Annotated in this window: 27 protein-coding genes; 21 read left to right on the top strand and 6 right to left on the bottom strand. The window is 37.4% G+C overall.

Features of this window, described 5'->3' with window-relative positions; genetic code table 11:
- Window positions 1-154: 154 nt before the first annotated feature.
- Window positions 155-2,296, top strand: coding sequence for a type I pullulanase (gene pulA, locus ACLBWW_RS05135; RefSeq protein WP_048540850.1), 2,142 nt, complete (start codon window positions 155-157; stop codon window positions 2,294-2,296).
- 227 nt (window positions 2,297-2,523) lie between these two features.
- Window positions 2,524-3,321 (top strand): phosphotransferase family protein, encoded by a 798-nt coding sequence (locus ACLBWW_RS05130; protein WP_002096266.1) that lies wholly within the window; start codon window positions 2,524-2,526, stop codon window positions 3,319-3,321.
- Between the two features lie 3 nt (window positions 3,322-3,324).
- Here the strand turns inward: ACLBWW_RS05130 and ACLBWW_RS05125 are convergent, their stop codons facing one another.
- Window positions 3,325-3,603: a YtzH-like family protein gene (locus tag ACLBWW_RS05125; RefSeq protein WP_001122236.1), complete on the bottom strand. Its 279-nt coding sequence runs from the start codon at window positions 3,601-3,603 to the stop codon at window positions 3,325-3,327.
- A 228-nt stretch (window positions 3,604-3,831) separates the two neighbouring features.
- On the opposite strand from ACLBWW_RS05125, the gene trmB reads away from it, so the two are divergent.
- Both trmB and ACLBWW_RS05115 read left to right on the top strand, forming a co-directional pair.
- Window positions 3,832-4,485 (top strand): tRNA (guanosine(46)-N7)-methyltransferase TrmB, encoded by a 654-nt coding sequence (gene trmB / locus ACLBWW_RS05120; protein ID WP_001239384.1) that lies wholly within the window; start codon window positions 3,832-3,834, stop codon window positions 4,483-4,485.
- Window positions 4,486-4,555: 70 nt separating this feature from the next.
- A complete protein-coding gene (locus tag ACLBWW_RS05115; protein ID WP_048540746.1) occupies window positions 4,556-5,410 on the top strand; it encodes a YtnP family quorum-quenching lactonase in 855 nt (284 codons plus the stop codon).
- Window positions 5,411-5,450: 40 nt separating this feature from the next.
- Here ACLBWW_RS05115 and ACLBWW_RS05110 read toward each other — a convergent pair whose 3' ends face one another.
- Window positions 5,451-5,960, bottom strand: a complete 510-nt coding sequence (locus ACLBWW_RS05110) for a GNAT family N-acetyltransferase (protein WP_048540744.1) — start codon at window positions 5,958-5,960, stop codon at window positions 5,451-5,453.
- Between the two features lie 72 nt (window positions 5,961-6,032).
- Window positions 6,033-6,344: a PepSY domain-containing protein gene (locus tag ACLBWW_RS05105; protein WP_048540743.1), complete on the bottom strand. Its 312-nt coding sequence runs from the start codon at window positions 6,342-6,344 to the stop codon at window positions 6,033-6,035.
- A 148-nt stretch (window positions 6,345-6,492) separates the two neighbouring features.
- On the opposite strand from ACLBWW_RS05105, the gene ACLBWW_RS05100 reads away from it, so the two are divergent.
- The 10 genes from ACLBWW_RS05100 to murC all read left to right on the top strand — a co-directional run bounded on the left by ACLBWW_RS05100 (window position 6,493) and on the right by murC (window position 18,466).
- Window positions 6,493-7,566 carry a M42 family metallopeptidase gene (locus ACLBWW_RS05100; RefSeq protein WP_001031515.1) on the top strand — a complete coding sequence of 358 codons (1,074 nt, stop codon included), beginning with the start codon at window positions 6,493-6,495 and terminating at the stop codon, window positions 7,564-7,566.
- A 292-nt stretch (window positions 7,567-7,858) separates the two neighbouring features.
- Window positions 7,859-8,368 (top strand): DUF84 family protein, encoded by a 510-nt coding sequence (locus ACLBWW_RS05095; protein WP_098068374.1) that lies wholly within the window; start codon window positions 7,859-7,861, stop codon window positions 8,366-8,368.
- An 83-nt stretch (window positions 8,369-8,451) separates the two neighbouring features.
- A complete protein-coding gene (locus tag ACLBWW_RS05090) occupies window positions 8,452-8,766 on the top strand; it encodes a thioredoxin family protein (protein WP_000838193.1) in 315 nt (104 codons plus the stop codon).
- 78 nt (window positions 8,767-8,844) lie between these two features.
- Complete coding sequence (locus ACLBWW_RS05085; protein ID WP_000784602.1) at window positions 8,845-9,657, top strand: DUF1444 domain-containing protein; 813 nt, start codon at window positions 8,845-8,847, stop codon at window positions 9,655-9,657.
- Window positions 9,654-10,268, top strand: coding sequence for a YtpR family tRNA-binding protein (gene ytpR / locus ACLBWW_RS05080; protein ID WP_447613923.1), 615 nt, complete (start codon window positions 9,654-9,656; stop codon window positions 10,266-10,268). Before ACLBWW_RS05085 ends, ytpR begins: the two co-directional genes overlap by 4 nt.
- A gap of 194 nt (window positions 10,269-10,462) precedes the next feature.
- Complete coding sequence (locus ACLBWW_RS05075; RefSeq protein WP_048540734.1) at window positions 10,463-10,807, top strand: hypothetical protein; 345 nt, start codon at window positions 10,463-10,465, stop codon at window positions 10,805-10,807.
- Window positions 10,808-10,845: 38 nt separating this feature from the next.
- Window positions 10,846-11,790: an N-acetylmuramoyl-L-alanine amidase gene (locus tag ACLBWW_RS05070; protein ID WP_048540732.1), complete on the top strand. Its 945-nt coding sequence runs from the start codon at window positions 10,846-10,848 to the stop codon at window positions 11,788-11,790.
- Between the two features lie 155 nt (window positions 11,791-11,945).
- Window positions 11,946-15,722, top strand: coding sequence for a DNA translocase FtsK (locus tag ACLBWW_RS05065; protein WP_447613921.1), 3,777 nt, complete (start codon window positions 11,946-11,948; stop codon window positions 15,720-15,722).
- A gap of 61 nt (window positions 15,723-15,783) precedes the next feature.
- Window positions 15,784-16,902 carry a nicotinate phosphoribosyltransferase gene (locus ACLBWW_RS05060; protein WP_000658380.1) on the top strand — a complete coding sequence of 373 codons (1,119 nt, stop codon included), beginning with the start codon at window positions 15,784-15,786 and terminating at the stop codon, window positions 16,900-16,902.
- Between the two features lie 253 nt (window positions 16,903-17,155).
- Entirely contained in the window at window positions 17,156-18,466 is a 1,311-nt protein-coding gene (murC, locus tag ACLBWW_RS05055; RefSeq protein WP_046956163.1) for a UDP-N-acetylmuramate--L-alanine ligase, read from the top strand.
- Window positions 18,467-18,520: 54 nt separating this feature from the next.
- Here the strand turns inward: murC and ACLBWW_RS05050 are convergent, their stop codons facing one another.
- Both ACLBWW_RS05050 and ACLBWW_RS05045 read right to left on the bottom strand, forming a co-directional pair.
- Window positions 18,521-19,183 (bottom strand): hypothetical protein, encoded by a 663-nt coding sequence (locus ACLBWW_RS05050; protein ID WP_048544506.1) that lies wholly within the window; start codon window positions 19,181-19,183, stop codon window positions 18,521-18,523.
- Entirely contained in the window at window positions 19,180-19,524 is a 345-nt protein-coding gene (locus ACLBWW_RS05045; RefSeq protein WP_048544504.1) for a PadR family transcriptional regulator, read from the bottom strand. The genes ACLBWW_RS05050 and ACLBWW_RS05045 overlap by 4 nt, the downstream gene beginning before the upstream one ends.
- Window positions 19,525-19,666: 142 nt before the next feature.
- Between ACLBWW_RS05045 and ACLBWW_RS05040 the strand changes: the two genes are divergently transcribed.
- The 5 genes from ACLBWW_RS05040 (at window position 19,667) to ACLBWW_RS05020 (ending at window position 21,814) form a co-directional block, all read left to right on the top strand.
- Window positions 19,667-20,215, top strand: a complete 549-nt coding sequence (locus tag ACLBWW_RS05040; protein ID WP_048544503.1) for a GNAT family N-acetyltransferase — start codon at window positions 19,667-19,669, stop codon at window positions 20,213-20,215.
- Complete coding sequence (locus ACLBWW_RS05035) at window positions 20,212-20,703, top strand: GNAT family N-acetyltransferase (RefSeq protein ID WP_447613920.1); 492 nt, start codon at window positions 20,212-20,214, stop codon at window positions 20,701-20,703. Before ACLBWW_RS05040 ends, ACLBWW_RS05035 begins: the two co-directional genes overlap by 4 nt.
- Window positions 20,704-20,780: 77 nt before the next feature.
- Window positions 20,781-21,185 carry a PH domain-containing protein gene (locus ACLBWW_RS05030; RefSeq protein WP_048544500.1) on the top strand — a complete coding sequence of 135 codons (405 nt, stop codon included), beginning with the start codon at window positions 20,781-20,783 and terminating at the stop codon, window positions 21,183-21,185.
- A complete protein-coding gene (locus ACLBWW_RS05025; protein WP_048544498.1) occupies window positions 21,182-21,364 on the top strand; it encodes a hypothetical protein in 183 nt (60 codons plus the stop codon). The genes ACLBWW_RS05030 and ACLBWW_RS05025 overlap by 4 nt, the downstream gene beginning before the upstream one ends.
- A 15-nt stretch (window positions 21,365-21,379) precedes the next feature.
- Window positions 21,380-21,814 carry a hypothetical protein gene (locus ACLBWW_RS05020; RefSeq protein ID WP_098221861.1) on the top strand — a complete coding sequence of 145 codons (435 nt, stop codon included), beginning with the start codon at window positions 21,380-21,382 and terminating at the stop codon, window positions 21,812-21,814.
- 36 nt (window positions 21,815-21,850) lie between these two features.
- Here the strand turns inward: ACLBWW_RS05020 and ACLBWW_RS05015 are convergent, their stop codons facing one another.
- Complete coding sequence (locus ACLBWW_RS05015) at window positions 21,851-22,966, bottom strand: aminopeptidase (RefSeq protein WP_000654737.1); 1,116 nt, start codon at window positions 22,964-22,966, stop codon at window positions 21,851-21,853.
- 187 nt (window positions 22,967-23,153) lie between these two features.
- Between ACLBWW_RS05015 and ACLBWW_RS05010 the strand changes: the two genes are divergently transcribed.
- Window positions 23,154-23,666 (top strand): DUF948 domain-containing protein, encoded by a 513-nt coding sequence (locus ACLBWW_RS05010; RefSeq protein ID WP_001197725.1) that lies wholly within the window; start codon window positions 23,154-23,156, stop codon window positions 23,664-23,666.
- The gene (gene ytxJ, locus ACLBWW_RS05005; protein ID WP_046956174.1) at window positions 23,666-23,992 is read left to right on the top strand and encodes a bacillithiol system redox-active protein YtxJ; all 327 of its coding nucleotides are present in this window, start codon (window positions 23,666-23,668) and stop codon (window positions 23,990-23,992) included. Before ACLBWW_RS05010 ends, ytxJ begins: the two co-directional genes overlap by 1 nt.
- Window positions 23,993-24,015: the final 23 nt, after the last annotated feature.

The following is a 24,015-nucleotide window of genomic DNA, read 5'->3' as shown; positions in this document are numbered from 1 at the left end:
CTACCTCAAAATTAGGATCAAGCAAAGAAGTTAGGTGGGATATCAACTGCCCATAAAGGCCCAATTGGTGAAGGCTAATAATCAGTGGGGGAAAGCTTTCCCGCTGATTAAAGTTTCACTTTATTTTAACTTTAAGAATGATGGTGATTTTTTTATGTTGAAAGTAAAACGTCCATTTGATGCCTATTTAGATGAAATGAATAAAATTACAATTTTGCTCCCACATGCGTATGGAACAAGCCGGACATTTCGTTTGCAAGAAGGAAGTAACGTGAAAGATTTACCGATTGCTCATACAATTGCGCTTCCGGATGCAACGAAGTATGAGTGCTTTATAGAAGAGCCGCTAGATGTGGGGAAGTATTATACAGTACGAGATGAACGGAATGAAGAAACAGATTTACAAATAGGTGCTGTCATAAGAACAGCGATTTTCGATGAAAAGTATTATTACGAGGGTACAGATTTAGGGGCTGTTTATCAAAAAGAAGCAACGACATTTAAAGTATGGGCTCCAACTGCGAGGCTTGCGAAAGTAAGGATTTATAAAAGTGATAAAGAATATACCGATCATGAAATGTATAGAGGAGAAAGTGGGGTTTGGACTCATACATTACAAGGTAATTTAGCTGGAGAAAAGTATACATTTCTTGTTTGTATTAATTTAATATGGAATGAAGCAGTGGATCCTTACGCAAAGTCAGTGACTGTAAATGGGAAGTACGGCGTTGTTATCGATTTGGAAAAGACAAATGTAACAAGACGAGAGCAATTACCACCATTACACGCAATGACAGATGCCATACTGTATGAACTGCATATTCGTGATGCCACTATTCATCAGGGCAGTGGAGTGAGTAAAAAAGGAACATATAAAGGGCTAATGGAAGAAGGGACAACAGGGCGAAATGGGACGTTAACAGGCTTGTCTCATATAAAAGATTTGGGTGTTACACATGTTGAATTATTGCCTTTATATTGTTTCGGTGGTGTAGATGAGGCGAATCCTTCTTCTGCATATAATTGGGGTTACAATCCATTATATTACAATGCGCCAACGGGATATTATGCTACAAATCCCTCTGACCCGTATAACAGGATAATAGAGTGTAAACAGTTAATTGAAACATTTCATGAGCACGGCATTAGGGTGATTATAGATGTTGTATACAATCATGTGTATGAAAGAGAGCTATCATCATTTGAAAAGCTTGTCCCAGGATATTATTTTCGTCATGGTGAAGATGGTATGCCTTCTAATGGGACGGGAGTCGGGAATGATATAGCATCTGAACGGAAAATGATGAGGAAATTTATTGTAGAGTCTATTTTATATTGGCTTACTGAATACAATGTTGATGGATTCCGATTCGACTTAATGGGAATTTTAGATGTTGATACAATGAATATAATAGAAAAAGAAGTACGAAACATAAAGCGAGATGCATTGTTATTAGGAGAAGGGTGGGAGCTACAAACACCACTTCCTCTAGAGGAAAAAGCAACGTTAAATAACGCAAAGAAAATGCCGCATATTGCGCAATTTAATGATCAATTTCGTGATGGGATAAAAGGGAGTACCTTTCATATAAATAAGCGTGGTTTTGCATTTGGTGGGCATGTAGACTGTAATCATTTGCAGTATATAGCATCGGGAAGCCTTTTGAGTATGAAAGAAACAGGTCTGTTTCTAGAGCCTGTGCAAAGCATTAACTATGTAGAATGTCATGATAATATGACGATGTGGGATAAACTAATGCGGAGTAATGAAGAACCAGAAGAGATTTTGAAAAAACGTCACCTTCTAGCGAGCGCAATGGTGATTCTTTCGCAAGGCATTCCTTTCTTACATGCTGGGCAAGAGTTTTATCGTACGAAGCAAGGAAATGAAAATAGTTATAATGCAAATGATGAAATTAATCAATTAGATTGGGATCAAAAAGAGGAAGAGATAGAGACTGTTAACTATATAAAAGGTTTAATTGCGATTCGCAAAGAGCATAGAGCATTCCGATTACAAAACGCAGACCTTATAAAAAAGCACATGACTTTTTTGCAAACATCTCCAGAAGTACTTGCATATCACCTAGAGCATGCAGAATCATTTGGACCGTGGAAAGAGATTATAGTTTTATTTAATAGCGGTTTAGAAGCTAAAACGGTGCAACTTCCGAAAGAAGAAACGTGGCATGTGTTAGTAAACGAAAAGCAAGCGAAAATAGAGCCAATTTCTTCATTTAGAGGAAAGGAACTTAGGCTCGCTCCGATTAGCACGTATATATTGACGATAATGTGACAAATCGCTACTTGACGATGAGAATGTAATAAATGTAGAATTGACAAAGGTGACGATTTTGATAAGTTGTCATTCTATGGCAGGTTTTGTAAAATAAAATAGAGAGTTTTTGGCTTATGCCAAGTTTTCTTTTCATTTACAGTAAAATATATGAATCCACAACATATGTAGAAATGTTGCGGTTTTTCTTTTCATAACTATAAAAGATAAGGATTTGTTAACGGGTAATGAATATGGAATGGTTGGAACAATTATTAGGAAAAGAGTGGAGTCTTGTACCGGCTGGTGGAGTAACGGGCGATGCGTATATTGCGCAAAACGGACAACAGAAGTTATTTTTAAAGCGGAATACATCGCCCTTTTTAGCGGTATTGTCAGCAGAAGGAATTGTTCCAAAATTACTTTGGACAAGAAGGGTAACGAACGGTGATGTAATTTCTGCTCAAAAATGGCTTCCGGGACAGAAGCTAGAGCCAGAGGATATGAAACTAGAACGTGTTGCGAAACTTTTGAAGAAAATACACTCTTCTAAAGCGCTTGTACAGATGATTCAAAGACTTGGGAAGCAGCCGCTCCACGCACAAGAGTTATTACAACAACTGCAACTGGTTTTAAGAGGAGATATAAGGGATGATGAAACAATTCAGCAAGGCCTTCAATATTTAATGGATTCATTAAAAGATATTGAATACAATGAATTCGTTGTATGCCATTGTGATGTGAACCATAACAACTGGCTATTGTCGGATGAAGATGAGTTGTTTTTAATTGATTGGGATGGAGCTGTAATTGCTGACCCAGCTCTAGACCTCGGTATGTTATTATATTGGTACATTCCGCGCCACGAATGGAGCGAGTGGCTCGAATATTATGATATTGAAATGGATGAATCGCTGCTTAGGCGCATGAGATGGTATGTAATAGCACAAACGATTTTGTCTATGCAATGGCACACAACAAAAAAACAGCAAGCAGAAGCTGAATATTGGCATCAATATTTACAGCAACTACTTGCTTCAGAGTAATACTTAAGAAAAATTGTCCATTCCAGCAATCCACTGAGTAAGTTGTTCTTGATTATTGGAAATGTGGTTGTCCAAATTAGAGGAAGATTTACCCGATTGACTATAAGAATATACATCGTTTAGCATTGCTTTAGCGTCACTACTTATACTATCGTTTGCGAGTAACGATTGAATGAGACGCTCTAATTGCTCGCATTCAGAAACTGTCCCGCAACAATCACTTTGGTGATTGACTAAAATATCTTTCAGCACTTCTAACTGATGTTGTTGATTAATTGGCATGAACGGATCATCCTTTCGATTGTTTTTCTCTTCAAATGTACGAGAAAAAGCTGTTTCGTCATGGAATGTTTAATGCTGTATGTAGTTTTTATCAAAATGGTACATCTTATACTTGAAAGAAACGGACCGAGTGCTCGTACGTACTTGGTTTTTTGTTTGGGAGATTGATTAAAACAGAGAGAAGGAATTATTCCTTTAAAATAGCTATGTAAAGAGAGGGAGACATCTATGCGTTTAAGACATAAACCATATGCAATGGATCGAATTAATGAGTATTCACATATCGTAATTGGAAATCCAGAGGAGCGCGCTGGTAACTGGAAAGAAGTATTTGGAAATGAGCAACCAATTCATATTGAAGTAGGTACAGGTCGTGGCCGCTTTATGTACGATATGGCAAAAGCAAACCCACATATTAATTATATTGGAATTGAAAAATTCACAAGTGTTGTTGTAGATGCACTTGATAAATTAATTGAAGAAGAAGTGCCGAACTTAAAGTTAATTAATAAAGATGCTGAAGATTTAACAGTTTTCTTTGCAAAAGGTGAGATTGACCGCGTTTATTTAAACTTCTCAGATCCATGGCCGAAGAATCGTCACACGAAGCGTCGTTTAACGTATAAAACATTTTTACGCAATTATGAAGAAGTGTTAGTAGAAGGCGGAGAAATTCATTTCAAAACAGATAACCAAGGTTTATTTGAATACTCTCTAATGAGTATGGCTGAGTATGGTATGTTATTAACTTACCTGAGCCTAGATCTTCATAATAGTGATTATGAAGGAAACATTATGACGGAATACGAAGAGAAATTCTCAAGTAAAGGTCATCGTATTTACCGAGTTGAAGCAAAATATCGCACAGAACCTATGCAGTAATGCATAGGTTTTTTTGTAACTAAAATAATCGGAATTTTATGTTAATATTGAAAGGAAAGGGGGATGAAAAATGGAACAGTTACAAATTGGAGATATAAAAGTGACGTGGCTAAAAGGCGGGAACACACATTTAGACGGGGGAGCAATGTTTGGTGTTGTACCGAAAGTGCTTTGGTCACGTAAATATAAACATAATGATACAAATCATATTTATTTACGAACAGATCCGTTACTTTTGCAAACGAAAGACGGTAATATGCTCATTGATTCCGGAATAGGAAACGGTAAATTGAATGAGAAGATGAAGCGAAATCAAGGTGTAACAGAAGAGTCATCGGTTTATAAATCATTAGAAAAACTAGATTTAAAACCTGAAGATATTCAGTACGTCTTAATGACACACCTGCATTTTGATCATGCATCTGGTTTAACGAAATGGGAAGGTGATCACCTTGTACCATCGTTTCCGAATGCGAAAGTTTACGTAAGCGAAACAGAATGGAATGAAATGAGGAACCCAAATCTCAGGTCGCGTAATACATATTGGAAGGAAAATTGGGAGCCGATTGTAGATCAAGTTGTTACATTCCAGCAAGAAATAGAAATTACGGATGAAATAAAAATGGCGCATACAGGTGGTCATAGTGATGGACATGCAGTCATTGCTTTAGAAAGCAAAGGTGAAACGATGATTCATTTAGCAGACCTATTGCCGACGCACGCACATCAAAATGTACTATGGGTGATGGCCTACGATGATTATCCAATGACATCAATTGAAAATAAGAAAAAGTGGATGGAATACGGCGCTGAAAACGATGCTTGGTTTACGTTTTATCATGACGCGTATTACCGTGCAGTAAAGTGGAATAAGGAAGGACATATTGTAGAAAAGATAGAGCGGAAAACGAGTGTAGAAGCATAAAAATAGGAGGTTGTTCCAGAATATTTGCTGGAGCAGCCTCCTATTTAGATATGCTATATAAATAATGAAGCATATCTCCATTATAATATTCAGTCATGAATTCTTTTTCTTTAATCATACCAAGCTTCTTAGCAACTTTTTGTGAAGCAATATTGTCATGTTTAATAATTGAATAGACTTTTGACAGTCCTAATTCATTAAAAGCATATTCTTTAATGCTTTTAGTAATTTCACTTGCGTAACCTTTATGCCAAAATTCTTTTTTTAGCAAATAGCCAATTTCTATGACCTGTTCAACATCAGTATACTGCATACTTAAACCGGCATTTCCTATAAATTCATCAGTTTCTTTTAGATATATCCCCCATAAGCCAAAGCCAAAATCTTTATATCGTTTTATATTTCTATCTAACCAGGATTGGACATCAGCATCAGAAAAATTGTGATCATAAGCATACATTACATCTGGATCTTGCAACATCATTTTTAAATCATCAAAATCATCTTGTCGCATTTCCTTTAGGCATAAGTATTCGGTTTCTAATATCATCTAACATCGATACTCCTTTTATTTCTTTCACAATTAAAAAATAAGAGGTTCACCTAATGGGAACCCTCCTTTTTATGCTGCTATAACCTCTAAAACAGTACCTGTTTTAGCATCAACTAAAAATTCAAATCGTTCTTGTATATCATCTAACATTGTTGTAAGACCGCCACGATAAACTTCGTATGCGACATCATATTTTTCAAATGCCTCTGGAACCATATGTACCCAAGAGCCAGTAATTTCACCTTTATGACTTAATGCTTGTTTCACCATTTTCAATGCTTTTTCTGAAGAAATATGGGATTGTTCTTGTACTTTGTTTGCAACAAGATAACCAGCTGCGAACCCAACGCCAAGACCTGCTACTAAACCTTTCCAGCTCATATATTCACCTCAATTCTATAAAATAAAAATAGTGTACCAATAATAATTATAAAGCAAATACAGTTAAAAAAGAAGAAACTAGAAACATTTCGAAAATTTCGTTACAATAAAAGAGGTATTCTACTAAGGTTTGAAAGAAGGGGACTTCGTGAATAAAGAGACATTACAATTATTTCGTACGTTAACAGAATTACAAGGTGCATCAGGTTTCGAACATGATGTACGCCGTTTTATGAAGCAAGAATTAAGCAAATATGCGGATGAAATTGTGCAAGACGGTTTAGGTAGCGTATTTGGTCTGAAAAAAGGGGACGAAACTGGCCCACGTGTTCTTGTAGCAGGTCATATGGATGAAGTAGGTTTCATGGTTACGCAAATTACGAAAAATGGGATGCTTCGTTTTCAAACGTTAGGCGGCTGGTGGAGTCAAGTGTTATTAGCGCAACGTGTACAAGTTATGACGAAGAATGGTCCTGTTATTGGGGTTGTTGGTTCTATTCCTCCTCATTTATTAAGTGACGCGCAACGTGCAAAACCGATGGATATAAAAAATATGTTAATTGATATAGGTGCAGATAGCTACGAAGATGCGATTGAGATTGGTGTAAAACCAGGGCAACAAATCGTGCCAATCTGTCCGTTTACGCCGATGGCAAATGAAAAGAAAATTATGGCGAAAGCTTGGGACAACCGTTACGGATGTGGCCTTGCAATCGAATTACTAAAAGAATTAAAAGACGAAACATTACCAAACACATTATACTCTGGTGCGACTGTACAAGAAGAAGTTGGTCTTCGCGGTGCACAAACTGCTGCAAATATGATTCAACCAGACATTTTCTATGCGCTTGATGCAAGTCCAGCAAACGATGCATCTGGTGACAAAACACAGTTCGGTCAATTAGGAAAAGGTGCTCTTCTTCGTATTTATGATCGTACGATGGTAACGCATAGAGGAATGCGCGAATTCATTTTAGATACAGCAGAAACACACAACATTCCGTACCAATACTTTATTTCACAAGGTGGTACAGATGCGGGCCGTGTACATACAAGTAACTCAGGTATCCCATCAGCTGTAATTGGTGTTTGCGCACGTTACATTCATACACATGCTTCTATTTTACATGTTGATGATTATGCGGCAGCAAAAGAACTCATTACGAAGCTTGTAAGAGCAACGGATAAAACGACGTTAGAGACAATTAAGAATAACGCGTAGGAGAAGAAGGGCGAAAAACCCTTCTTTTTTTAGGTTGAATAGATGACCCAGCGGTGTGTGGTGGCGGTTAGTGCTTAATAGGTGCTCGAATGGTGTATTAAGACCGCAGATAGGAAGAAAGAAGAAGCCTGTTTTTTTGTTTAGGACCAATAATAATAATATTGCGGAAAGCCATCTTCTGTTATAGGTAGAAGGGATTCCACTGTGGTGTGTGATAGTGGTTGGTACTTAATTTGTGCCGAAGCTGATATTGGATGGAACAAAATGATAAATTTTTATAGAGGTGAACGAAATGAAAGTAGTAGTTGGATCGAAGAATAAAACGAAAGTTGGTGCTGTGGAGAAGGTTTGGAAAGATGGTATAATTACATCTCTTTCTGTTCCTTCAGGGGTAGCAAATCAGCCGTTTACAGATGAAGAGACGATGCAAGGAGCGGTTAATAGAGCGAAGCGAGCGCTACAAGAAGGAGAAGCTCAAATTGGTATTGGATTAGAAGGTGGCGTAATGAAAACGGAGCACGGTTTATTTATGTGTAACTGGGGCGCGCTAGCAACAAGTGACGGTAAAACATTCGTTGCAGGCGGGGCGCGTATTAAGTTACCAGACGATTTTTTAGCACCTCTTGAAGATGGCAAGGAGTTAAGTGAAGTGATGGAAGAGTTTGTACAGAGAAAAGATATTCGTAGTCACGAAGGTGCTATCGGTATTTTTACAGATGATTATGTCGACCGCACAGAATTATTTGTACACGTTGTTAAGTTACTTGTTGGGCAATATAAGTATGACGAAAAGCAAGCATAAACCTTGCACCATGCGCGATGTATGGTAGTATAAAAGAAAGATTATAACATGAAAAAATGCACTCGTTAGAGGAGGAAATATAGATGAAATCATTAGAAAGCATGGAGCAATTCCAACAATTGAAAAATGAAGAGAATGTAGTCTTTATGTTCTCAGCAGAATGGTGCCCAGACTGCCGTTTTGTAGACCCGTTTATGCCAGAAGTAGAAGAGAAATATAGTGATTTCTCATTTTACTATGTAGATCGTGATGAGTTTATTGATCTATGCGTAAAATTAGACGTATTTGGCATTCCAAGCTTTGTAGCGTACAATAAGGGTGAAGAAACAGGTCGCTATGTAAACAAAGATCGTAAAACACAAGAGCAAATCGAAGAGTTCATTGAAGGTTTAAAATAAGGCAATTTGCCAATTGAATTGTAAAACAACCTCTACCTTCGCGGGGGAGGTTATTTTTTTGGAAGGGAGGAAAAAGAGATGAAGATGACAAGTAAAAAGATGAAAGACGAGTTAATGAAGAAATTATCTCGCCCAGAATGGGACTTTCAGTATGATAGCGAGAAAGAAGTTCTACGTATAGAACAGAAAGACTCGAAAAAAGGTATTAACGTATCGCTTCCAGGAGTTGTGGCAAAATGGGAAGTGAATAAAGAAAAAGCAATTGAAGAGGTTGCTTATTACGTACAAGAAGCGTTAATTGCGATGCATAAAGAAGAAAATAGCGCAGCGAAAATTTTACCTGTTATTCGCTCTACTTCTTTCCCGAAACAAGCAGAAGAAGGAAATCCGTTTATTATGACGGATCATACGGCGGAAACACGTATTTACTACGCGTTAGATTCGAATAAAACGTATCGACTCATTGATGAGCGTCTATTACAAAAATTAGAACTTACAGAGCAACAAGTGCGTGAGATGGCATTATTCAACGCTCGCTCATTAGGATATGAATTTAAACAAGAAACAGTAGCAGGGAATACATTCTACTTTTTAAACACAAATGATGGGTATGATGCGACGCGTATTTTAAACGAATCGTTACTACAATCGATGCGTGAAAAGATTTCTGGTGACATGGTTGTTGCTGTTCCTCACCAAGATGTATTAATTATTGCTGATATCGTCAACGAAATCGGTTATGATATTATTGCACAAATGACAATGAAATTTTTTGCCGAAGGGCATGTTCCGATTACATCACTTTCATTCGTATATGAAGATGGAGACTTCGAGCCAATCTTTATTTTAGCGAAGAATCGGAAGAAGACAGATGGAAAAGAGAAAGGATGAACGAAGTGAACGTTTTTTACAACCTTGAAGGAATTGGTGACACTCTAATTGTTGCCTTACAAGATATTACTTTAGAGAACCGTACTTTTGATCGCAAAGGAGATGTTGCACGCGTATACGATCGTGAAAGCAATGTAACAGCAGGATTCAACATCTTTAATGCGTCTTCTTACTTAGAAGTAAAAGAAACAGGTAACCTAACATTAACGAAAGAATTTGTAGAAAAAATCAACGGGATTTTAGCGAAGAACGGCTTTGAAGAAAAAGTAGAAGCAGATCTTTCTCCAAAATTTGTTGTAGGCTATGTAGCTGAAAAAGAGAAGCATCCAAATGCTGATAAGCTAAACATTTGTAAAGTAGAAATCGGTACAGAAACATTACAAATCGTATGTGGCGCACTGAACGTTGATGCAGGACAAAAAGTTGTCGTTGCAAAAATCGGTGCTGTAATGCCAAGCGGTATGTTAATTAAACCAGCTGAACTTCGCGGTGTTCCTTCTTCTGGAATGATTTGCTCAGCGCGTGAATTAGAGCTTCCAGATGCTCCACAAGAAAAAGGTATTCTTGTATTAGAAGATAGCTTTGAAGTTGGACAAGAGTTCAAATTTTAATTGATGTAAGAAAAGAGAGGTTGTCCTTTTGGACAGCCTCTCTTTTCTGTTGAATCATTCATATATTGCGAGTTGTGACAGATATATTCAAAAAATCGTTCATATGATAAGGATGTCACCTTTTTTCTCAAAAACTATATTGTATTTTATAAACAAACTAGTTAAAATTTAGAAAAATAGAAGGGGATAGACGTATGAAACAACAACTAAAAATTGCAGAACTTCTGAAACGAATTGAAACTTCAAAACAGCAAGATATCGAACTAGGTTCCTATGAAATATATTTGTTTAGCGAAAATGAATTAGAAAAAGGGCAAATCGGTTATCGATATGATAAACATAAAATTTCATTAATAAGTGAAGAACATGGAAAATGGAAAGAAGAATGGATTGTTATCGGATACGAAACAGATATGGGGGATCCGATTTTCGTAAATGTGGCTGATGGTGCGTATTTAGTTTATACGGCAGAGCGTGGTACAGAAACATGGCAACCCGTTCATATTGGAAATATGGATGAGATTATAAAACAATTATAAAAAACTTTGAGACCGGTGCAAAGTGATGGGAGAAACACATGAAGTATATAAAAATAATGAGCATGATTGTATTCATTGGAATATATATGGGAGGTTGTTCGCAAGAAGAGCCGAAAAAAGAAGTAACATCTTCTATGCAGGAAAAAAAACAAGATAACAAGGAAGACGCACCGGTAGAAAAGCAGCAAGAAGAACAAGAAAAGAAAGAAGTTCAAACGAATGAGCAAGTGGAGCAGAAGCAGGAGGAAGTGCCGGCCGAGGAAAAGAAAGAGGAAGCTACGCCAGCGCAGCCAACAGAGCAACCGCTGCAAAATAATGAACAAAAAGTAGAGAGTAATGAAAAACAAGGAAAGTTTCTTGTTGTTATTGATCCGGGGCATCAACAAAAAGCAAATTTAAATTTGGAGCCGATCGGGCCAGGAGCAACGACGCAAAAATATAAAGTGACAGATGGTACAACTGGTGTTGTGACGAAAAAAAGAGAGGCTGTTCTTGTATTAGAAATGGCTTCCGTATTAAAAGAAAAGTTAGAAGCAAAGGGAATACAAGTATTAATGACGAGAACGTCACAAGATGTGGATATAAGTAATAAAGAACGCGCGACATTTGCGAATGATCATAAGGCGAATTTATTTTTACGTCTTCATGCAGATGGCTCTGAAAATCCGAATCAAAGTGGATTTGCTGTATTAACGCCGGCAGAAGGAAGTCCGTACACGAAAGAGATTTATGCTGAAAGTCTTCAAATCTCTCAAACGATTGTAAATAAAATGAGAGAGAATCATCAAGTGAAAGTAAATGGAATTAAATTCAGGGATGACCTTTCTGGATTTAATTGGGCAAAGGTTCCTGGCGTACTATTAGAACTTGGATTTATGTCAAATTCTGAAGAAGATAAAAAATTATCTGACCCACAGTATGTAAATTCTTTATTGCAAAGTGTAACGGATAGTGTAGATGAGTATCGGAAGAGTAAAGCTTAAACGCAGTCTTACATGGAAGGCTGCGTTTTTCCATATGAAAACACTCGTAAATTAGAATGTTATGGATAAATATGACATGCTTAATTTTACCTGCACTTTTTGCCGAATGCTGATACAATAAAGGATGTTACTATTTAGTAGAAAGAGTGGTAAGCATGTTAGATTGGATGAAAAAGCTGTTTAACAAAGAGGAAGAACAAACAGCGATAAATAAAGAAGTACCAAAGCAAATCGAAAGTCAGCCGAAGATCCCTCGTGTAAACCACTACACTGAAGCAAGAGAAGCACAAATGGCAAGTCGGAATGCAGGTAAATGCCGTTTTCCATTAGTACCGGATAATGGGTTCGATGAAGAGGATGTTATAGCAACAGGGCATTTTGAAGAACAACCTGTTCAAGTTGTAACATATGAAAATCAGCCTACTCAAAGAGGGGTCAAAGTGGAAAGAAGTAGACGACAGTATGTGGAAAAGGTAGTTTCTACATATGAAGAGCCGGAAATGCAATATGAACCGGAGAGAGAGCCTGTCGTAAAGAAAGCATCTGCACCTTCGCAAGAAAGTAACCGTAGACCATTTCGTCCAACAGAAATGATCTCGCCAATTTACGGATATAATCGTCCTTCTGTAGAGAAAAAGGTAGAAAAGCAGGAGAAAAAAAAGGAAAGAGAAGATCTTGAAATATCTGTAGAGGGCAAATCAGTCGTTGATGCATGGTTAGAGAAAAAAGGATATACATTATCTGATTTCTCAGAAGGACAAGCAACGAATTCTTCCAGTCATGAAGGTGTTGATCAGCGAGATCAACAAAGTAAAAAGGAAGAAAAATCAGTTGTCGATCAATGGCTAGAGAAAAACGGTTATGAAATTGAACGCCAAGAGCCTATAGTAGAAGAAAAAGAAGTGGTTCAAGAAATTAGTGCACAGCAGGCAGTTCCAGCGGGGGAAGTACCTCATCAAACAATTGCTGAGCGTATGGAAGATGCTAAGCAAGAAAGTGATGTAGTGGTCAAAAACATTCTACAAACAGAATTAGTAGATTCTAAAGTAGAGCACGAGGATACAATATTATCAGAAGAAACTAAACGTAATACAGAAATAGAACAACCTACTATTGAAGTAGAAAAGCAAGCTCCAGAAGAATCAGTGATTGTCAAAGCAGAAGAAAAACTTGAAGAAACAATCATCGTGGAAATACTAGAAGAAGTGGAAGTAATTGCAGAAGCAGAAGAGCTAGAAGAAGTGGAAGTAATTGCAGAAGCGGAAGAGCTAGAAGAAGTGGAAGGAATTGCAGAAACAGAAGAGCTAGAAGAAGTGGAAGTAATTGCAGAAGCAGAAGAGCTAGAAGAAGTGGAAGTAATTGCGGAAGCAGAAGAGCCAGAAGAAGTGGAACCTATAGCACTTGAGGAAACACAGCAAGAAATGGTTTTAAATGAAGCAATTGAACTAAAGAATGGATTCATACATGTTACTGAGGTTGATGAACAAACGAAAAAAGATGTTCAAAGCTTTGCGGATGTTTTAATTGCAGAAGAACAACGAGTTGTAGAAGAAGCACCGATTGCAGAAGGACAACAAGTTGTAGAAGAAGCACCGATTGCAGAAGGACAACAAGTTGTAGAAGAAGCACCAGTTGCAGAAGAACAACGAGTTGTAGAAGAAGCACCGATTGCAGAAGGACAACAAGTTGTAGAAGAAGCACCAGTTGCAGAAGGACAACAAGTTGTAGAAGAAGCACCGATTGCGGAAGAACAACAAGTTGTAGAAGAAGCACCGATTGCGGAAGAGCAGTCAGTTGTAGAAGAAGCGCGGATTGCGGAAGAGCAGTCAGTTGTAGAAGAAGCACCGATTGCGGAAGAGCAGTCAGTTGTAGAAGAAGCGCGGATTGCGGAAGAGCAGTCAGTTGTAGAAGAAGCGCGGATTGCGGAAGAGCAGTCAGTTGTAGAAGAAGCGCCGATTGCGGAAGAACAACGAGTTGTAGAAGAAGCACGGATTGCAGAAGAACGACAAGTTGTAGAGGAAACACCGGTCTTAGAAGAGCAACCAATTGTACAAAAAGAAGAACCAAAACGTCAGAAAAAGCGCCATGTCCCATTTAATGTTGTTATGTTGAAACAAGACAGAACGCGATTAATGGAAAGACATGCGGCTAGAGTAAATGCAATGCAACCTTCTATGAGTGAACGAGTAGAGAATAAGCCTGTCCAACAAGTGGAAGAAAAGCCAATGCAGCAAGTAGTAGTGGAACCACAAGTGGAAGAACGCCCAGTGCAACAAGTGGCAGTAGAACCACAAGTGGAAGAGAAACCAATGCAGCAAGTAGTAGAACCACAAGTGGAAGAGAAACCAATGCAGCAAGTAGTGGTGGAATCACAAGTGGAAGAGCGCCCAGTGCAACAAGTGGTGGTAGAGCAAGTACAAAAGCCAACTTCAAGTACGGAAGTACAAGAGAAAGCATATGTTGTAAATCAAAGAGAGAACGATATGCGAAATGTATTGCAAACACCACCGACATATGCAATTCCGCCATTAACATTGTTGTCAATTCCGCAGCAGGCAGCGTTAGATAATACGGAATGGTTGGATGAACAGAAAGAATTATTAGATACAACATTTAATAATTTCCACGTTGGTGCACATGTTATTAACGTATCGCAAGGTCCAGCGGTAACTCGTTTTGAAGTACAGCCAGATCCAGGTGTGAAAGTAAATAAAATTACAAACTTAAGTGATGATATTAAACTGAGTTTAGCAGCGAAAGATATTCGTATTGAAGCACCGATTCCAGGGAAGAGTGCGATTGGAATCGAAGTTCCAAATAAAGAAAGTAAGCCAGTATTCCTTCGTGAAATTTTAAGAAGTCCTGTGTTTACAAAGAGCGAATCACCGCTTACAGTTGCGCTAGGACTTGATATTTCAGGCGATCCAATTGTAACGGATATTCGAAAAATGCCACATGGACTTATTGCGGGTGCAACGGGTTCTGGTAAAAGTGTGTGCATTAACGCAATTTTAACGAGCATTTTATATAAAGCGAAACCGCATGAAGTGAAGTTAATGTTAATCGATCCGAAGATGGTTGAGCTTGCACCATACAATTCTGTTCCGCATCTTGTAGCACCTGTTATTACGGATGTAAAAGCAGCGACAGCTGCATTAAAGTGGGCGGTTGAAGAAATGGAGCGTCGTTATGAATTGTTTGCGCACGCTGGTGCTCGTGATTTAACTCGTTATAATACGATTGTAAGTGGGCGAGAAATTCCAGGAGAGACATTACCTTATATCGTTATTGTCATTGACGAGTTAGCCGATTTAATGATGGTAGCACCTGGTGATGTTGAGGAAGCGATTTGTCGTATTGCGCAAAAAGCACGTGCTTGTGGTATTCATTTATTAGTAGCAACGCAGCGTCCGTCTGTAGATGTTATTACAGGTTTAATTAAGTCAAACATTCCAACGCGTATTGCGTTTACTGTATCATCTCAAGTTGATTCGCGTACGATTATTGATATTGGGGGCGCGGAGAAATTACTTGGCCGTGGTGATATGCTATTTTTAGGAAACGGTACGTCTAAACCAGTTCGTGTACAAGGTGTATATGTATCGGATGATGAGATTGAGAAAACAGTTGATCATGTGAGAAAGCAAATGAAGCCGAATTACTTATTTAAGCAAGAGGATTTATTAGCGAAAACAGAACAAGCTGAATCGGAAGACGAATTGTTCTTTGATGCATGTCAATTTGTTGTAGAACAAGGGGGAGCGTCCACATCTTCTGTACAGCGAAAATTCCGCATCGGTTATAATCGCGCGGCACGTCTCATTGAAGAGATGGAATCGCAAGGGATTATTTCTGAAGGAAGAGGAACGAAACCGAGAGATGTCCTTATTTCTGAGGATGAATTCGCTGCTATGCAGGAAACAAATGTATAGTAAACGGTTTTGCTGTATACTAATAGAAAATGTTGGATAGTAAAGTAGGGAGTAAAGCGACATGAAAGAAATTGAATTAAAATTAAAAGGTGAAATAAATAGACTAACAAATAGAACATTTAAATTTGACGAACGTGTTGGAGAAGGTTGGTTCTCTGCCGTTTACTTTTTAAAGACTAGAGAAATCATTGAAGAATTTCGCCCGAAAAGTGTTGTGACGATGCAATTTTTCCAAAAGGAAAATGCAGTTCTTTGCGGAACAGATGAAGTGATTGCGTTGCTACAAACATTCGCCAAAAATCCTGAGGAACTTGAAATTAACTCTTTAAAAGATGGCGATAATATTAGTCCGTTTGAAACAGTGTTAACAATTCATGGTCCTTATGAAAATTTCGGATTTTTAGAAGGTGTCATTGATGGGATTTTAGCTCGTCGTACATCAGTTGCGACAAACGTATATAACGTTGTCCAAGCTGCGCGTAGCGTAGATAAAGAAAAACCAGTTATTTTCATGGGAGATCGTGACGATCATTATACGCAACAAGCTGGTGACGGTTATGCAGCATACATCGGAGGTATGAGCGCACAAGCGACGCATGCGATGAATGAATGGTGGGGTAGAAGTGGTATGGGGACAATGCCTCACGCATTAATTCAAATGTTTAATGGTGATGTTGTGGAAGCGGCAAAAGCATATCATAAGAAATTCCCAGAAGATGAATTAGTTGTATTAATTGATTACAATAATGATGTCATTACAGATGCACTTCGCGTAGCGCGTGAATTTGGATCAACATTAAAAGGTGTACGTGTAGATACGTCGCGCACGATGATTGATCAATACTTCATTCGCCACCCAGAAGTACTTGGAACATTCGATCCACGTGGTGTAAACCCATCGCTTGTATTCGCACTTCGTAAAGCACTTGATGAAGAAGGATTCCAGCATGTAGACATCGTTGTAACTGGTGGATTTGATGAGAAGCGTATTCGTGAATTTGAAGCTCAAAACGTACCTGTTGATATATACGGAGTAGGAAGTAGCTTATTAAAAATGAATATTGGCTTTACTGGTGATAACGTAGAATTAAATGGAAAACCAGAAGCGAAAGCTGGTCGTAAATATCGTCCAAACCCACGTCTAGAGCGTGTTCAATTAGAAAAAAGAGAAGATATGTAAAAGAGAGAAAAACTGATAGGTGATTGACCCTATCAGTTTTTCTGTTATCATAGTATAGCGGCTTCTTTTTTGCTATAATGGATTTGTTATGGACATAAAAAAGAAGTACGTACGAGTTTATCCTGATAAGTGAAGGGAAAGAATAACTTCACTACATCAAAAATGTATGATGATTACCAAAATAAGAAAAGATTCATATACTGTCTTATAGATAGGCCGTTGTATTAGTTCGAAATGTTGGAGGTTCTTTAAGATGACAGTTTACCATTTTGTAGGAATTAAAGGAACAGGAATGAGTTCATTAGCTCAAATTCTTCATGACATGAAGCATACTGTTCAAGGGTCTGATTATGAAAAGCGTTTCTTTACACAAACAGCGTTGGAAAAGCGTAATATCTCGATCCTTCCTTTTGATAAAAATAATGTAAAAGAAGGACAAGTGATTATTGCAGGAAATGCATTTCCTGATACGCATGAAGAAATCGTAGTAGCAAAAGAATTAAACATCCCAGTACATCGTTACCATCACTTCTTAGGTGATCTTATGAACCAATACACAAGTGTTGCTGTAACTGGTGCACATGGAAAAACATCAACAACTGGTTTGTTAGCCCATGTAATGCAAGGTGCACACCCTACATCTTACCTAATTGGAGATGGAACGGGGCATGGGGTAGAAAATAGTAAGTATTTTGTATTTGAAGCTTGTGAGTATCGTCGTCATTTCTTGTCTTACAATCCAGACTATGCAATTATGACAAACATTGATTTTGATCATCCAGATTATTTCTCAGATATCAATGATGTATTCAATGCATTCCAAGAGATGGCATTGCAAGTGAAAAAAGGTATTATTGCATGTGGAGATGATGAAGAACTTCAAAAAATTCAAGCGAAAGTACCTGTTATTTTCTATGGATTTGGAGAAGATAATGATTTCCAAGCACGTAACATTCAAAAGAGAACAGATGGTACTATTTTCGATGTATTCGTTCGTAATACGTACTATGACACGTTCAAAATTACAGGATACGGCAACCACAGCGTATTAAATGCATTAGCAGTAATCGCGCTTTGCCATTATGAAAACGTTGATGTAGAAGCAGTTAAGCATCAGTTAACAACTTTTGAAGGCGTAAAACGTCGCTTTAATGAAAAGCCAATGGGAGAGCAAGTTATTATCGATGACTACGCACACCATCCGACAGAAATTAATGCAACGATTGAAGCAGCTCGTCAAAAACATCCAGAGCGTGAAGTTGTCGCTGTATTCCAGCCGCATACATTCTCACGTACAGAAAAGTTCTTAGATGAGTTCGCTGAAAGCTTAAGCAAAGCTGACCAAGTATACTTATGTGATATTTTCGGATCAGCGCGCGAAAACAAAGGTGAATTAACAATCGAAGATCTGCAAAAGCGTATTGACGGTGCAGAACTAATTACAGATACAACAACGGATGTATTAAAGAAACATAAAAACGGCGTTCTCATTTTCATGGGCGCAGGAGACATCCAAAAATTCGAAGCAGCTTACGTAAAAGAAGTTCAAGTTGCAGAGAAGTAATAGAAAAGACGCATAGCTGTGGCTGTGCGTCTTTTTTGTTGTGTTCAATATATTTTAAAAAGCGTTGATATGTTGGTATTGTTTATTCTTTTTGTATAGTTGTTTTAATAAGAAGATATATAGTGAACTAAAAAGTACATATCCAATTAAATAATAGAATGAAAACATATCGAATTGTTTTGTTATCATAATTCGAATCGCGAAAAATGCAAATGGAAGTGCAATCAAAGCGCTAGTACTAAAGGAAATCACTGTGTTTAAAAATTTTAATTGCTTTGTATTCCAATGATTTTCTCTACAAATGAACCAAATGTTGCTGGCGATAAAGGCTAATAAAAATGGTAAACTAGCTGAAATATTGATAAAACCTAGTGCGATAGGCATTGATAAAGCACCGAGTGGAGCAACTGAGAACCCAGTAAAGTATTTAATAAATGTATTTGTAGATTGCTGTGCATCTTGAATAACATCTGTATATTCTCCTGCAATTTCCTTTGCTAATTCTTTTGGAGGAAGAAATTCTTCAATCACTTGTGAAGGAATGCTCGCTAATGGTATCCCTCCACTTTCTTTACATAATGCATTTTCATATAAATCCGATTTGATCTCTAGCACATGTTGTTCTCTTGCTGATATAGGTAAGTTCATTAAACCTTTGTTGAAATCCTGTAAGAAAGAAGTAATGAGTTCATTTGAAAAGAATTGTTCTTTGTTCATTTTTTATCCTCTCCTTTAGCTAGTAACATTAGAGCATGATACACTGCATCATAATCATGTAAGCGACTATGTAAAATTTCTCTCCCTTCATCTGTAATGCGATAGTATTTTCTTTTTGGACCATCACCGGACTCTTCCCAATAGGAAATAGCCCAATTGTTTTTCGTGATTCGATTTAATATAGGGTAAATCGAACCGTTCGGGATATGAAACACAGGGATATCTTGTAATGCACTTGTAATTTCGTATCCGTACATAGGTTGTTTACTTATTAAAGACAAAATAGCGAGATCAAAAACACCTTTACGTAATTGAATTATAAAATTATCATTTTTTTCCATACTTTAACTATATATGATTCATATCTAGATATCAATCATATATAGTTGTTGTTCTTATATCAAACCGAAAAAAGTGTGAATATTTAACATTTTTCATCTATAAGTGTTAGAATAATAAGAAAACTAAAAGGGGCTAAAAAACATGTTCACACTTCGAGTAGATGACGAAATCGAATTACAGTTATTAGAGAAGCATCATAAAGAGGAACTATATCAATTAATAGACCAAAACCGTAATCATTTACGAAGATGGCTTCCTTGGGTAGATGGGACGAAATCTGCTGGTGCGTATGATGAGATTTGTCCGATGTGGTTAAAGAAGTTTGCAGAGGGAGACGGTTTTGAAAGTGGTATACGTTATAAAGGAAAGCTCGTTGGGATGGTAGGTATTCATCCAGTAAGTTGGGGGAAGAAAGCGGCAAGTCTCGGATATTATCTGGCAGAGGATGCTGGTGGGAAAGGTATTATGACGCGTAGCGTGAAAGCTGTACTTCACTATGCATTTGAGGATTTAAAATTAAATAAAATGGAAATTAGATGCGGTGTTGAAAATGTGAAAAGCCGCGCTATTCCAGAGCGTTTAGGTTTTAAGTTAGATGGTATTTTAAGAGATGATGAATGGCTATATGATCATTTTCACGATATCGCTGTATATAGTTTACTAGCTTCAGAGTGGAAGGAGATTCGATGAACGAGAAGATACGTATTATTCCGTATGAAAGTACGTTTCAAGATGAAGTAGTAGATCTTATCGTGCATATTCAGCAAAAAGAGTACAATGTCCCCATTACGAAAGAAGAGCAGCCAGACCTACTTGAAATAGAAACATTTTATCAAAGGAATTATGGAAACTTTTGGGTTGCAACTTATGATGGGAAAGTAGTTGGAACAGTAGCTTTATTAGATATTGGGAACGATCAAGTAGCGCTAAGAAAAATGTTCGTAAAAAAAGAATTTCGCGGAAAAGAATGGGGCGCATCACATAAGTTGCTCCAAACAGCAATTTCGTGGGCTGAGAATAAAAAGCTGAAAGATATTTACTTAGGAACGACAGTGAAATTTTTAGCAGCGTATCGTTTTTATGAAAAGAATAATTTCAAAAGTGTGAGTATAGACGAGTTGCCAAAAAGTTTTCCGGTGTTGCAGGTGGATAAGAAATTTTATAGATATATTGTTTAGGAAGGTCATGTAAAAATGGCCTTTTTTTATGAACTAAAATGGAAAAAGTGGTATAATTTAGGTTAGGGGGTGCGTGTATGAACATTCCGATTCAAAGAAGTAAGTCGGTAGTAATTTTCGTTTGTCTCACGTTAGTTTTTATGTTCGTATATCCACTTGTCATGCTTTTCGCAAATAAAGAGCAGTGGATGTCAGCGTTAATTGGAATGGGTTTATGCTTCCTTGTAAATGTGCCACTCGTTTGGGAAGTATTTATTAAAAAGCATAAAGTAGAAAATGGTGTATTGAAGTACGGCATTTTAAATGATGATGTTGTATTAAAAGATATTAGAGTTGTTCGTCAAGTTGGAAAGTATCTTGAAATTACGACGAACGCATACAAAGTACATATGGTTGCGATGCCGCAACATATGAATGAATTCTTGGCGCTTATCGAGAAAGAAAATCCACATGTGAAAATAGAAATGGTAGGTAAGAAATGAAATATGTAAAACCTTTGTTTTGTTTGGAAATTTTGCTGGTGCTTGCTATTTGTACTAGAGTATATATGAAATGGGATCTGCCCTTATATGAACCGATATTAATAGGTACTATCGCAGTGGCGCTGTTATATTATTTTCATTTTCAGCAAACAAAAAACGAAAAAAGTAGCTCTATGTAGTTAGGAGGATTAGAAATGAAAAAAGTCCTTACGTTATTTTTACTTCTGCTAACCGCATCCGTTCTTTTAATAGGGTGTAGTGCGAAGAAGGAAAAGGCTGATATGAACTTTGAAAAGGCACAAAAGGTTGAGATTGAATCGCTTACAGATTCAAATGATAAAAAAGTAATTACCGATAAGAAAGAAATTGAAAAGCTGTTTGAAGTCATGAAAATGGATAAGTGGGAAATGCAATCGGCTTCTTTAGATACTCCGCAAGGGAAAACATTTAAAATGTATCAAGAAGATACACCAAAATTATCAGAGTCGAGTAAAGATAAAAAAGAGTTACATGAAATTGGTACAATGACAGTATATAAAGATGTCCCTTATGTCGAAGTTGAAATGAAAAATAAGAAGATGAGTTTTAAAGTGCCAGAAGATGTGGCGAAAGACTTATTAAAGTATTAAAAAAACGCTCGGAGAAAATTCCGAGCGTTTTTATTATTATTTTAAGTTCTCTGGGTTTAAAGCTTCTAGTTCAGATACAACGAAGCGTCCGTCTTTACGGATTAGTACGTCGTCGAAGTAAATTTCGCCGCCGCCGTATTCAGGGCGCTGGATGCATACTAAATCCCAGTGAATATTCGAGTTGTTGCCGTTCCATGCATCGTCGTAAGCTTGTCCAGGAGTGAAGTGGAAGCTACCATCGATTTTTTCATCGAATAGGATATCTCCCATTGGATGTAAGATGTATGGGTTTACGCCGATTGCGAACTCACCAACGAAACGCGCGCCTTCGTCTGTATCGAAGATTTTGTTAATGCGCTCTGTATCGTTTGCAGTTGCTTCAACGATTTGACCGTTCTCAAATTTAAGTTGTACATTTTCAAATGTATAACCGTTGTAAGGAGATGGTGTGTTGTAAGAAACTGTACCGTTAACAGAATCGCGAACTGGTGCAGAGTATACTTCACCGTCTGGAATGTTTAAATGACCAGAGCATTTAATAGCTGGAATGTCTTTAATAGAGAATGTTAAGTCAGTTCCAGGACCAGTTAGGCGAACTTTATCTGTTTTATTCATTAATGTAACAAGGCTATCCATCGCCTTATCCATTTTACCGTAGTCTAAGTTACAAACTTCGAAGTAGAAGTCTTCGAAAGCTTCTGTGCTCATTTTAGCAAGCTGCGCCATAGAAGCATTTGGGTAGCGAAGAACAACCCAGCGCGTTTTCGGAACGCGGATGTCTCTATGAACTTTCTTACCAACTGTTTGACCGTGAATTTGCATTCTTTCACTTGGCACGTCAGCTTGTTCGTTAATGTTATCGCCAGAGCGAAGACCGATATAAGCGTCCATATCTTTCATTACGCTTGCTTCATATGCAGCGATTTGTTCAAAATGTTCTTCAGTAGCACCCATTAATAAAGAGCGATCTACTTGATGATCTTTTAAAGAAACGAATGGGAAACCACCAGCTGCATATGCTTCTTTTACAAGTGCAGTTACAAGTTCTTTTTGTAAGCCAAAGTTTTCAATTAATACTTTTTCGCCTTTTTGTAAGCGAATAGAGTAGTTAATTAAATTGTATGCTAACTTTTCAATGCGTGGATCTTTCATATGTAAAGCCTCCCTACTAATTATGTATCCTCTCCTATTGTAACCTACTTAGTGGAATTTGTTGAATCATTTATGTTAAAGTTAACGAATAAGTATGAAAATTCTAATGAAAAGATAGGGATTAGAACGAAACGGAAAATGATTGTATAATAGGAGAAAGTATGAAAAAGATAAAGGAAGTGATGAAATGCAAGTTCTTTTATATGTAAGTGCGGCTATTATCGCGGTTGCTTTCGCTGTATTAGTAGTATATGTATGCAGAACGTTGTTATCGGTTCAAAAGACGTTAGAAAACGTTGCAAGCACGTTAGAAGGTTTAGAAAAGCAAATGCAAGGGATTAGCGTAGAGACGGAGCAATTATTACATAAAACAAATGCGTTAGCTGATGACATTCAACAGAAGTCACAATCATTAAATAAAGTAGTATCGGGTGTAGATGGAATTGGAACGACAATCCATTCTTTAAATACGAAACTTCGTAATGTATCAGATTCTGTTACGGACGAAATTGAAAATAATGCCGATAAAGTAGCGCAAGTTGTACAGTGGAGTAGCGCAGCAATTGAAGTATACAATCATTATCGTGCGACAAGACAAGAGAAAAAGGTTGAAAAAGAAGAGCGTAAATTAGAAAGACTTGAGAAAAAAGCTGAAAAGAAAGAGAAACGCTCTAGACTTCGTATGAGAGGTGAATCGTGATGAATATGACAAAAATTGAAGCAATTGAAGAACTTGAAGTATTAGTAGAAAAAAACGAGCCTTATGTTCTTTTTAAACATAGTACGACATGCCCGATTAGTCACGGTGCATATACAGAATTTCAAGCGTATTGTAGTGAAGAAAGAGCAGTACCAGCGTATTACTTATACGTACAAGATGCGAGAGATGTTTCGAATCGTGTTGCAGAACAGTACAGCATTAAACATGAATCTCCGCAAGTGTTATACATAAAAGATGGGATGGTAGTATGGAATACGTCTCATTGGAACATTAAAAAAGACGCTTTAGAAGAGAATATTAAGTAAAAAGAAGCAAGCTAAAGGTGCTT

It is taken from the genome of Bacillus sp. M5A3_1b, assembly GCF_053345335.1.
The sequence above is the reverse complement of the archived record's forward strand: the minus strand, read 5'-3'. Positions and strand labels throughout refer to the sequence as shown.